The sequence below is a fragment of the Thauera phenylacetica B4P genome (genome assembly GCF_000310225.1).
Taxonomy (GTDB): Bacteria; Pseudomonadota; Gammaproteobacteria; order Burkholderiales; family Rhodocyclaceae; genus Thauera; species Thauera phenylacetica.
On the sequence record NZ_AMXF01000137.1, the window covers coordinates 1 to 10,883 of the forward strand.

Here is a 10,883-nt window from a genome sequence, read left to right on the forward strand (position 1 = left end):
GTGCGGCAGGCGGGCGGCGGCCTCGGCGAGCACCTCGGGGCCGCCGTAGAGTTCGGGCAGCGCGAGCAGCGCGGCGCGCGCCGGCTCGGGGACGTCGGCGAGCACGCGGCGCAGCTCAGGGACGTCCTTCGCCTGCAGCAGGCCGAAGAGCTCTTCCTCGCGCCCCGGCACCAGGCCGGCGCGCGCGGCGAGCGCATGGAAGAGGCCGACGTGGCCGATGTCGATGCGCGACGCCGGCACCTCGGCCAGGCGCAGCACCTCGGCGAGCAGGCGCAGGATCTCGACGTCTGCCTCGATGCCGGCGTGGCCGTAGAGCTCGGCGCCGAGCTGCAGCGGCTCGCGGGTACCGGTGAGCGTGGACGGCAGCGTGTGCAGCACGCTGCCGCAGTAGCACAGGCGCGACACGCCGCGGCGGTTGAGCAGGTGGGCGTCGATGCGCGTGACCTGCGGCGTCATGTCGGCGCGCACGCCCATGCTGCGGCCCGAGAGCTGGTCGACCAGCTTGAAGGTGCGCAGCTCGAGGTCCTTTCCGGCGCCGGTGGTGAGCGAGTCGAGATATTCGAGCAGCGGCGGCATCACGAGCTGGTAGCCGCGCAGCCGGAAGGCGTCGAGCAGACGGCGGCGCAGGCTCTCCAGCCGGTAGGCGTCGGACGGCAGGGCGTCCTGGATGTGGTCGGGCAGTACCCAGCGCATGGCGATGTCAGAGAACGATGAAAAGCATTGCAAGCCCCGCCAGCATGGAGCTCAGACCGATGAAGCGGATCTGGCCGTCGGCCATGCTGGCGAGGCGGAGGAAGGTGTCGCGCCATGCGGCGGGCGCGATGAAGGGCAGCAGGCCTTCGATGATCAACATCAGCGCGAAGGCCGTGAGGAGCGAGCTTGCCATGAAGACGTCAGTTGCGCGGCGCGCCTCCGGCATCCTTCATGAAGCGGAAGAAGTCCGAGCTCGGATCGACCACCAGCACGTCGTCCTTGCCCGCGAAGCTGGCGCGATAGGCCTCGAGGCTGCGGTAGAAGGAGTAGAACTCGCGGTCCTTGCCGAAGGCTTCGGCGTAGATGGCGGTCGCCTTCGCGTCGCCCTCGCCCTTGGCCTCCTGCGCGCTGCGGTAGGCCTCGGCGATGATCACCTCGCGCTGGCGGTCGGCGTCGGCGCGGATGCGCTCGGCCTCGGCGGCACCCAGCGAGCGCAGCTCGTTGGCCACGCGCTTGCGCTCGGCCTCCATGCGGCGGTAGACCGACTCCGACACCTCGTTGGGCAGGTCGACACGCTTCAGGCGCACGTCGACGATCTGCGCGCCGATGGTGCGGGCGTCGCGGTCGGCCCGCTCGCGCATCTGCTCCATGATGTTGTCGCGCTCGCCGGAGACGACGTCATGCACGGTGCGGCGGCCGAACTCCTCGCGCAGGCCGGCGTTGACCGTCTGCGTCAGGCGAGTGCGCGCGCGCGCCTCGTCGCCCGCCACCGACTCGTAGTAGAGGCGCGGGTCGACAATGCGCCACTTGACGAAGTGGTCGACCAGCACGTTCTTCTTCTCGGAGGTGATGAAACGCTCGGGCTCGGGCGTGTCCATCGTGAGGATGCGCTTGTCGAAGTAGCGCACGTTCTGGATGAAGGGCAGCTTGGCGTTGAGGCCGGGCTCGGAGATGACCTCCTTGACCTCGCCGAGCTGGAAGACGATCGCATACTGGCGCTGGTCGACGGTGAACAGCGACATCGAGGCGATCACGACGAGCAGCAGCAGCGTGCCGCCGATCAGGGACATCTTGTCACGCATCAACGCACTCCCCGCTCACGACTGAACATTCCTTCCCGGTTGCGCGGATCGAAGGCCGGCACCGGGGCGTTGGCCGCGAGGCCGGCGGCCGACTGCGAGTCGGGCGGTGGCGCTGCGGCGGGCTTGGCGCCCGTCTGCTGCATCAGCTTGTCGAGCGGCAGCATCAGCAGGTTGCCGTTGCCCTTGGCGTCGATCATGACCTTGGAGGTGCTGGACATGACCTGCTGCATGGTGTCGAGATACAGGCGCTCGCGGGTGACCTCCGGCGCGCGGCTGTATTCGGTGAACACCTGGTTGAAGCGGCTCGCCTCGCCCTCGGCGTTGGCGACCACGCGCTCGCGGTAGGCGTTTGCCTCTTCGACCAGGCGCGAGGCGGTACCGCGCGCACGCGGCACGACGTCGTTGGCGTAAGCCTCGCCCTCGTTCTTCTGGCGCTCGCGGTCCTGGCCGGCCTTGACCGCGTCGTCGAACGCGGCCTGCACCTGCTCGGGCGGCTGGGCGTTCTGCATGGTGACGCGACTGACCTGGATGCCGGTCTCGTAGCGGTCGAGGATGCGCTGCATGAGCTCGTGCGCGGTGGTCGCGATCTCCTCGCGGCCCTCGTAGAGCACGAAGTCCATGCGGCTCTTGCCGACGATCTCGCGCATCGCGGTCTCGGCGGCCTGGGCCACGGCCTCGTCGGGGAAGCGGTTGTTGAAGATGTAGTTCTCCGGACTGTTGAGCACGTACTGCACGGCGAACTGGATGTTGATGATGTTCTCGTCGTCGGTGAGCATCAGCGATTCGCGCAGCACCTTGTTGCGCTCGGAGCCGCGATAGCCCACCTCGACCGTGCGCACGCCGGTGAGGTCGACGATCTCGTGGGTCTCGAAGGGCGCAGGCAGGCGCCAGCGCAGGCCGGGCTCGGTGGTGGCGACGTACTCGCCCAGGCGCAGCACCACGGCGCGCTGGTTGGCGTCCACCGTATACAGGCCGCTCGCCAGCCAGACCACCAGCGCCAGCGCCGCGAGCACGCCGAAACCGCCGCGGAACTGCTTGAAGGAGAAGCCGGGGAGCTCGGGGCGGTTGCCGCCGCCCCCGCCGTTGCCGCCGCCGAAGCCGCTGCCACGCCCGGAGCGCTTGCCGCCGAACATGCCGGAGAGGCGCTGGTTGAAATCGCGCCAGACCTCCTCGAGGTCGGGCGGTCCCTGGTTGCCACCGCGATTGCGATCGCCGCGCAGGTCGCCGTTGCGGTTGTCGCCGTTGCGGTTGTCGCCGTTGCGGTTGTCGCCGTTGCGGTTGTCGCCGTTGCGGTTGTCGCCGTTGCGGTTGTCGTCGCCGCGATTGCCATCTTCGCGGTCGCCGCCGCCCTGGCCACCCCAGCGTGGGTCGTTCAGTGACATGAGAATGCCTGTTATCACGTTTCTTGTCGTCGCTCGTCATCCGAACCGGCGAGCCGGTCGGCGTTGTCACCAAAGGTCTGCCGAGCTACTTCGGCAAGCGCGTCGCGAAGCAGATCGAGGCCTTCCCCGGTTCGGGCGCTCAAAAAAATGCGCCTGATGGTACCACAGTCCCCCCTCTCGACCGCCGCAGCGGCCCGGGTAAGGTCGATCTTGTTCCACACCAGGACCTGCGGCACCTCGGCCGCGCCGATCTCGGCAAGAACCTGGTTCACCGCCCCGATCTGCGCGTCGCGGTCCTCGCTCGCCGAGTCGACGACGTGCAACAGCAGATCGGCCTGCGCCGTTTCCTCGAGGGTGGCCTGGAAGGCGGCCACGAGGGCGTGCGGCAGATCGCGGATGAAGCCGACGGTGTCCGACAGCACCACGCTCGCTCCCGCCCCATCGCCGCCGACGTACAACCTGCGCGAGGTCGTGTCGAGGGTGGCGAAGAGCTGGTCGGCCGCATAGGCGCCCGCCTTGGTCAGCGCGTTGAACAGCGTCGACTTGCCCGCATTGGTGTAACCGACGAGAGAGACAGAAAGAACGTCGCGGCGTTCCCGAGCGCGTCGACGAACCTTGCGCTGCTTCTCGATCTGGGCGAGCCGGGTCTTGAGCATCTTGACGCGATTGCCGAGCAGGCGGCGGTCGGTCTCGAGCTGCTTCTCGCCCGGGCCGCGCAGGCCGATGCCGCCCTTCTGGCGCTCGAGGTGGGTCCAGCCGCGCACCAGGCGGGTGGCCAGGTGCTCGAGCTGGGCGAGCTCCACCTGCAGCTTGCCTTCGTGGCTGCGCGCGCGCTGCGCGAAGATGTCGAGGATCAGCGCGGTGCGGTCGATGACCATGCACTGCAGCACGCGCTCGAGGTTGCGTTGCTGGCCGGGCGACAGCGCGTGGTTGAAGATGACGATGTCGGCGCCGTGCACACGCAGGGCCTCGCCGATCTCCTGCACCTTGCCGCTGCCGGCGAAAAGCTTGGGATCCGGTGCGGCGCGCTTGCCCTGCACCACGGCCTCGACGCTCGCCCCCGCGCTGAGGACGAGCAGCTTCAGCTCGGACAGGCGCTCGTCGATGGCGCCCTGGCCGAGGTCGAGCTGCACGAGGACCGCACGTTCACCGGAGGCGGGACGCTCAAACACGCTGCGCGCCTCCCGCGGCCGCCAGGCGCCGGCCGCACCGGGAGGACCGCGGCCTCAGTTGGCGCCCTCTTCCTGCTGGATGACGACCGGGCGGGCGGGCACGACGGTGGAGATCGCGTGCTTGTAGACCATCTGGGTGACGGTGTTCTTGAGCAGCACGACGTACTGGTCGAAGGATTCGATCTGGCCCTGCAGCTTGATGCCGTTGACCAGATAGATCGACACGGGGATGTGTTCGCGACGAAGGGTGTTCAGGAAGGGATCCTGGAGGAGTTGCCCTTTGTTGCTCATTGTGGAACCTCTTTATATTGTGTTTATAAGAATGTTATGGATACGTTGTGCACTGCCGCATGGCAGTATGCAACGAAATCCAGGCGTGGAAATGGGTTCGCGACCGAAAAAAGCTCAATTCCGCGTCGCGTAGGGATTTTGCGTGGTGCGGAACTGGATGCGCAAGGGCGTGCCCTTGAGGTCGAAGGCATCCATGAAACAGCGCTCCAGGTAGCGCACATACGACTGCGGGATGTCGTCCAGCGCGTTGCCGTGGATGACGATCACCGGCGGGTTCATGCCGCCCTGGTGGGCGTAGCGCATCTTCGGCCGCGCCAGCCCGTGGCGCGGCGGCGCCTGGCGCGCGACCGCCTGCTGCAGCGCACGCGTCAGCCGCGGCGTGGCCAGGTTGGCGGTGGCCGCGGAGTAGGCGGCGTCCACCGACTTCAGCAGCCCGACGATGCCCTCGGCCTTGAGCGCGGAGATGCGGTGGAAGCGCGCGAAGGACAGGAAGGCGAGCTTGCGCGCGATGTCGGTCTCGAGGCGGTCGCGGCGGTAGTTGTCCACCGCGTCCCACTTGTTGATCGCCACCACCAGCGCGCGCCCGGCCTCGAGCGCGAAGCCGGCGATGTGGGCGTCCTGGTCAGAGATGTCCTGCGCGGCGTCGAGCACCAGAACGACCACGTTGCACTCCTGCACCGCCTGCAGGGTCTTGATGACGGAGAACTTCTCCACCGCCTCGAAGACCTTGCCGCGCCGGCGCAGGCCGGCGGTGTCGATGAGGGTGTAGCGCTTGCCGCCGCGCTCGAAGGGGATGGAGATGGCGTCGCGGGTGGTGCCCGGCATGTCGAAGGCGATCACGCGCTCCTCGCCGAGCAGGGTGTTCACCAGGGTGGACTTGCCGACGTTGGGGCGGCCGACGATGGCGACCTTGGGGCCTTCGTCGTCGGAGTGCTCCTTCTCGTCATCGGTCGGGAAGGGCGCGAGCACGAGCTCGACGAGCTGCTTGACGCCGTCGCCGTGCGCCGCCGAGACCGGCAGCGGGTCGCCCAGGCCGAGCGCGTGGAAGTCGGCCGCGACCATCGCGCGGTCGATGCCCTCGGCCTTGTTGACCACCAGGTGCACCGGCCGCCCGGCGCGGCGCAGGCGCGCGGCGATGTTCTCGTCGTGCGGCGTGCGCCCGGCACGGCCATCGACCAGGAACAGCAGCACGTCGGCCTCGGCGATGGCCTGTTCGGCCTGGCGCGCCATCTCGTGCATGATGCCGTCCTTGGCCACCGGATCGAAGCCGGCGGTGTCGACGACCAGATAGTCGCGGTCGCCGACGCGGCCGATGCCGTAGTGGCGGTCGCGGGTGAGACCGGGCTGGTCGGCGACGAGCGCGTCACGCGTGCGCGTCAGGCGGTTGAACAGGGTCGACTTGCCTACATTGGGCCGGCCGACCAGAACGATGGTGGGTTTCACTTGCTACCGTACCTCAGCGTACTTCGTACGCGGTGATGTCGCCGCCGGCGCCCTGCACCACGAAACCGCGGCGCAGCGGGACCGGATCGGCCGCGATCGGATCGCTGCCTGCGCGTTCGCGTGCGGCGAAGGCGCCGCTCTCGCGCGCGAGCGCATGCACATAGCCCTCGAGGTCGCCGACGATGACGTAATCGCCGACGATCAGGGGACGGGAGACCTGGCGACGCGCGAGCGCGTCCTGCTTCCACACGCTGGCGCCGGTGCTGGCGTCGAGCGCGTGCACCGCGTCGCGGTCGTCGGTGACGAGCGCGAAGCGCGCGTCACGGTCCATGCCGACGCTGCTGGAGAAGTCGCGCGACCAGATCGCGTTGCCGTTCGAGGTGTCGAAGCAGGCGGCGCGACCCTGGTAGGCGACCGCGCAGACCTCGCGTCGACCGACCACCGGCATGCCGGCCACGTCGGCGACGCGCTCGAGCTCGGTGGCGCCGCGCGGCACCGCGACGTTGAGCTCGGTGATCGCGCCACCGTTGGCGGCGTTGATCACGGCGAGCTTGCCGCCGGGGAAGCCGGCGAGCACGACCGGACCTTCGAGCACCACGCCGGCGAAGCTGCGCAGCGCCAGCGGCGGGTTGTTGCGCTGGTACACCCAGCGCCGGCTGCCGTCGCGCGCGTTGAGCGCGATCAGGCGGTTGTCGGAGGCACGCACGACCACCAGCTCGAGGCTGACCGCGGGCGGCGCCAGCACCTCGGCGCCGATCGGCGCACGCCAGCGCTCGCTGCCGTTGTCGGTGTCGAGGGCGATCACCGTGCCGTCGGTGGCGACCACCACCGCGAGGCGGCCATCGGTGCCGACGCCGGCGGAGAGCTCGCTGCCGGTGTCGATGCGCCACAGGGCGCGGCCGTCCTCGAAGCGCGCGACCTCGCCCTCGTTGCCGGCGGCATACACGCTGTCGCTCCACACCGCGGGCTGGAAGCGGTAATGCTCGGCCTCGCCGATGTTCGCCTGCCACTTGGCCACGAGCTGGGCGGCGGGCTTGAAGTCGACCAGCTCCGCGGGCTTGGGGCCGGAGCTTGCGAAGGGGTTGAGCGAGGAGCAGCCGGCGGCGAGCAGCACGGCAGCGAGCAGCGGGACGAGACGCGGCGAGGGGGTTTTCATCGCTCAGGCTCCGAGGGATTCGAGTTTGACGCGGACGACCTCGCGCAGCGTGACCGCATCGTCACCCGCGGCGGTCAGCGCGTCGATCGCGGCCTGGTAGGCGGCGCGCGCCTCCGCGACCTTGCCCTGGGCGGCGAGCACGTCGCCGCGCAGGTCGTCGAAGCGCGCCTTGTAGGCGGCCGAGGGCGCGGCCTGCAGGCGGGCGAGCGCGGCGTCGAGCTCACCCTGCTGCAGCAGCACCGCGGCCAGGCGCAGGCGGGCGAGCTCGCGCAGCGCGGGGTCGCTGCCCTTGTCGGCCGCCCACTCGAGCTGGGCGCGCGCATTGACGAGGTCGCCGGCCTCGAACTGCATCGCCGCCGACAGCAGCGCGCCGAGCTGGGCGCTGACGCTGCCGCCGTGCTCGCCGACCAGGCGACCGGCGGCCTCGCGGGCCTTCTGCGGCTCGTTCTTCTCCACCGCCTGCTGCACCGCGTAGTACAGCGCGCCGGCCTCGCCGGCGTTGCGGCCCTGGTACCAGTTCCACGCCTGCCAGCCCACCGAGGCGAGCGCCGCCACCACCGCGAGGGTGACGACGAAGTTGCCGTACTGCGTCCACCACGCCTTGAGTTCGGAAATCTGTTCCTGCTCTTCGAGATCGTAGACCGCCATCATCAAACCTCTTCGTCTTCTTCTTCGGGGAACATCAGCGCGGCCATCGCCTCGACGAGCTCGTCGATCGGCACGCGCTGCTGGGCGCCGCTGAAACGCAGCGGCTTGAGGCCGACCTCGCCGGCCGCGGCCTCATCCTCGCCGATCACGATCGCCACCGGCGCCTCGCTCGCGTCGGCCTTCTTCATCTGCGACTTGAAGCTGCCGCCACCGCAGTGCGTCAGCACCGCGAAGCCGTGCTCGCGCAGGGTCTCGGCAGCGCGGAAGCCGAGGCGCTGGGCGGCCTCGCCCACGCTCACCACATACACGTCGGGCACCGGGCGCTCGGCCTCGCCGCCGCAGGCCTGCCACAGCAGCAGCAGGCGCTCGATGCCGATCGCGAAGCCCGCGGCCGGCTGCGGCTTGCCGCCGAGCTGCTCGAAGAGGCCGTCGTAGCGCCCGCCGGCGCAGATCGTGCCCTGCGCGCCCAGGCGCGTGGTGACCCACTCGAACACGGTGCGGTTGTAGTAGTCCAGGCCGCGCACCAGGCGGTGGTTGATGCGGTAGGGGATGCCGGCGTCCTTGAGGAAGACCTGCACCGCCTCGAAGTGTGCCTTCGATTCGTCGCCGAGGTAGTCGGCGAGCCTGGGTGCGGCTTCGACGATCGCCTGCAGCTCGGGGTTCTTGGTGTCGAGGATGCGCAGCGGGTTGGTGTGCAGCCGGCGCTTGCCGTCCTCGTCGAGCTTGTCCTGGTGCTGCTCGAGGTAGGCGATCAGCGCGGCGCGGTGCTGCGCACGCTCCTCGGGCGCGCCAAGCGAGTTGATCTCGAGCGCCACGTCCTCGAGCCCGAGGTCGTCCCACAGGCGCGCGCACATCAGGATGAGCTCGGCGTCGGCGTCGGGGCCGGCGAAGCCCAGGGCCTCCACGCCGATCTGGTGGAACTGGCGGTAGCGGCCCTTCTGCGGGCGCTCGTGGCGGAACATCGGGCCGTAGTAGTACAGCCGCTGCGGGCCACCCGAGGGGATCAGGTTGTGCTGGATCGCCGCGCGCACGCAGGAGGCCGTGCCCTCGGGGCGCAGCGTGAGGTGCTCGCCGTTGAGCGCGTCCTCGAAGGAGTACATCTCCTTCTCGACGATGTCGGTGACCTCGCCGATGGCGCGCTTGAACAGCGGCGTCGGCTCGACCAGCGGCATGCGGATCGGGCGGTAGCCGTAGCTCTGCAGCCAGTCGCGCACGATGTCTTCGAAGTATTCCCAGGTTTCGGCGTCGGTCGGGAGGATGTCGTTCATCCCGCGCACGGCCTGCAAGGTCTGGCTCATGGAGTTCTTTTCGGTTGTACCGCGCTCGCGCGCGGCGGTCGTTGTTCGTTGCGGCGCTCAGGCGCCCTTTTTCACGTATCGGGTGGCGACGTAGTTGTCGACGAGCGCCTTGAACTCGGCGGCGATGTTGTCGCCGCGCAGCGTCACGACCTTCTCGCCGTCGACGAACACCGGCGCCGCGGGGGTCTCGCCGGTGCCCGGCAGCGAGATGCCGATGTTGGCGTGCTTGCTCTCGCCGGGGCCATTGACCACGCAGCCCATCACCGCCAGCGTCATGTTCTCGACGCCGTCGTACTGCTCGCGCCACACCGGCATCTGCGCGCGCACGTAATCCTGGATGCCGGAGGCGAGCTCCTGGAAGAAGGTGCTTGTGGTGCGGCCGCAGCCCGGGCAGGCGGTGACCATGGGGGTGAAGGCGCGCAGGCCCATGGTCTGCAGGATCTCCTGCGCGACCACGACCTCCTGCGTGCGGCTGCCGCCCGGCTCGGGGGTGAGCGAGATGCGGATGGTGTCGCCGATGCCCTCCTGCAGCAGCACCGCGAGCGCGGCGGTGGAGCCGACGATGCCCTTGCTGCCCATGCCGGCCTCGGTGAGCCCCAGGTGCAGCGCGTAGTCGCTGCGGCGCGCGAGGTCGCGGTAGACCGCGATCAGGTCCTGCACGCTGGAGACCTTGGCCGACAGGATGATGCGGTCGCGCCCGAGGCCGTACTCCTCGGCCTTGGCGGCGGATTCGAGCGCGGAGACGACGAGCGCCTCGCGCATCACCGCGCCGGCGTCGCGCGGTTCGGAACGCTTGGCGTTGGCGTCCATGATGCGCGCCAGCACGGACTGGTCGAGGCTGCCCCAGTTGACGCCGATGCGCACCGGCTTGTCGTAGCGGCAGGCGAGCTCGACGATGGCGGCGAACTGCGGGTCGCGCTTGCGGCCGGCGCCGACGTTGCCCGGGTTGATGCGCAGCTTGGCGAGCGCCTCGGCGCAGGCCGGGAAGTCGGTGAGCAGCTTGTGGCCGTTGTAGTGGAAGTCGCCGACCAGCGGCACGTCCAGGTTGAGCGCGAGCAGGCGGTCGCGGATCTTCGGCACCGCGGCCGCGGCGGCCTCGTTGTTGACCGTGATGCGCACGATCTCGGAGCCGGCGCGGGCGAGCTCGGCGACCTGCATCGCCGTGGCGAGCACGTCGGCGGTGTCGGTGTTGGTCATCGACTGTACGACGACCGGGGCTTCGCCGCCGATCCTCACCTTGCCGACGCGCACCTGGTGGGTGCGATGGCGGGCGAGCGGGCTGGCTTCGATCGGCTGGAGTTCCTGGTGAGGGTTCATGGCGGTCGGGTCAGGGAAGCGTCAGGCGGGCGACGGAGCCGCGGGTGTGGGCTGCAAGATCGACCGCCTGGCCGTCCTGCTCGAGCACGACGTTGGCGGAGTTGCCCACCACCAGGCGGAAGGGGGGCGTGCCCTGGACCACGCGGCTGCTGCCGGCGCGGTTGGTGCCGGAGTGCAGGATGGTGCCGCTGGCATCGCGCACTTCGATCCAGGAGTCACCGCCGAAGCGGAAGCTCAGACGCTTGCCGCCGGCGCCCTCCTCGGTGGCGGGGGGCGCTTCGCCCGGCGCCGCGGCGGAGGTGCTCGCCGCGGCCAGGGTCGCGATGCTCGCCGGAGCGCCCGGATCCGCCGCAGGGCTGGTGCTCGGCACGCCGGAATCGGCCGTCGCAGTGCCCGCGGTC

The 10,883-nt window shown here is 69.8% G+C and carries 12 protein-coding genes; all 12 read right to left on the minus strand.

Annotated features, from left to right (window positions below; translation table 11 throughout):
• A partial coding sequence (locus tag C667_RS15295) for an ATP phosphoribosyltransferase regulatory subunit (RefSeq protein WP_004368260.1) occupies positions 1-693 on the minus strand: 693 nt, incomplete at its 3' end.
• Positions 694-700: 7 nt separating this feature from the next.
• Positions 701-886 (minus strand): DUF2065 domain-containing protein, encoded by a 186-nt coding sequence (locus C667_RS15300; RefSeq protein ID WP_039921771.1) that lies wholly within the window; start codon positions 884-886, stop codon positions 701-703.
• A gap of 7 nt (positions 887-893) precedes the next feature.
• Positions 894-1,775, minus strand: coding sequence for a protease modulator HflC (gene hflC / locus C667_RS15305; RefSeq protein WP_004368264.1), 882 nt, complete (start codon positions 1,773-1,775; stop codon positions 894-896).
• Complete coding sequence (hflK, locus tag C667_RS15310) at positions 1,775-3,157, minus strand: FtsH protease activity modulator HflK (protein WP_004368266.1); 1,383 nt, start codon at positions 3,155-3,157, stop codon at positions 1,775-1,777. Before hflK ends, hflC begins: the two co-directional genes overlap by 1 nt.
• 14 nt (positions 3,158-3,171) lie before the next feature.
• On the minus strand, positions 3,172-4,329 hold the full coding sequence (gene hflX, locus C667_RS15315; RefSeq protein WP_004368268.1) for a ribosome rescue GTPase HflX: 1,158 nt from the start codon (positions 4,327-4,329) through the stop codon (positions 3,172-3,174).
• 54 nt (positions 4,330-4,383) lie between these two features.
• A complete protein-coding gene (gene hfq, locus C667_RS15320) occupies positions 4,384-4,620 on the minus strand; it encodes an RNA chaperone Hfq (protein ID WP_004322287.1) in 237 nt (78 codons plus the stop codon).
• Between the two features lie 114 nt (positions 4,621-4,734).
• Entirely contained in the window at positions 4,735-6,063 is a 1,329-nt protein-coding gene (der, locus tag C667_RS15325; protein WP_004368270.1) for a ribosome biogenesis GTPase Der, read from the minus strand.
• A gap of 13 nt (positions 6,064-6,076) precedes the next feature.
• The gene (gene bamB, locus C667_RS15330; protein ID WP_004368273.1) at positions 6,077-7,219 is read right to left on the minus strand and encodes an outer membrane protein assembly factor BamB; all 1,143 of its coding nucleotides are present in this window, start codon (positions 7,217-7,219) and stop codon (positions 6,077-6,079) included.
• A 3-nt stretch (positions 7,220-7,222) separates the two neighbouring features.
• Entirely contained in the window at positions 7,223-7,867 is a 645-nt protein-coding gene (locus C667_RS15335; protein WP_211207723.1) for a YfgM family protein, read from the minus strand.
• A 2-nt stretch (positions 7,868-7,869) separates the two neighbouring features.
• Positions 7,870-9,165, minus strand: a complete 1,296-nt coding sequence (gene hisS / locus C667_RS15340; protein WP_004368277.1) for a histidine--tRNA ligase — start codon at positions 9,163-9,165, stop codon at positions 7,870-7,872.
• Between the two features lie 57 nt (positions 9,166-9,222).
• Complete coding sequence (gene ispG / locus C667_RS15345) at positions 9,223-10,482, minus strand: flavodoxin-dependent (E)-4-hydroxy-3-methylbut-2-enyl-diphosphate synthase (RefSeq protein ID WP_004368280.1); 1,260 nt, start codon at positions 10,480-10,482, stop codon at positions 9,223-9,225.
• Positions 10,483-10,492: 10 nt separating this feature from the next.
• The coding region (locus tag C667_RS26490; RefSeq protein WP_004368282.1) for a DUF4115 domain-containing protein at positions 10,493-10,883 on the minus strand (391 nt) is incomplete at its 5' end.

What these genes read in the sequence shown, in the direction of transcription:
- C667_RS15300 (WP_039921771.1), bottom strand. Translation starts at nt 886, where the DNA reads ATGGCAAGCTCGCTCCTCACGGCCTTCGCGCTGATGTTGATCATCGAA.
- hflK (WP_004368266.1), bottom strand. Translation starts at nt 3,157, where the DNA reads ATGTCACTGAACGACCCACGCTGGGGTGGCCAGGGCGGCGGCGACCGC.
- hflC (WP_004368264.1), bottom strand. Translation starts at nt 1,775, where the DNA reads ATGCGTGACAAGATGTCCCTGATCGGCGGCACGCTGCTGCTGCTCGTC.
- bamB (WP_004368273.1), bottom strand. Translation starts at nt 7,219, where the DNA reads ATGAAAACCCCCTCGCCGCGTCTCGTCCCGCTGCTCGCTGCCGTGCTG.
- ispG (WP_004368280.1), bottom strand. Translation starts at nt 10,482, where the DNA reads ATGAACCCTCACCAGGAACTCCAGCCGATCGAAGCCAGCCCGCTCGCC.
- hisS (WP_004368277.1), bottom strand. Translation starts at nt 9,165, where the DNA reads ATGAGCCAGACCTTGCAGGCCGTGCGCGGGATGAACGACATCCTCCCG.
- C667_RS15335 (WP_211207723.1), bottom strand. Translation starts at nt 7,867, where the DNA reads ATGGCGGTCTACGATCTCGAAGAGCAGGAACAGATTTCCGAACTCAAG.
- hfq (WP_004322287.1), bottom strand. Translation starts at nt 4,620, where the DNA reads ATGAGCAACAAAGGGCAACTCCTCCAGGATCCCTTCCTGAACACCCTT.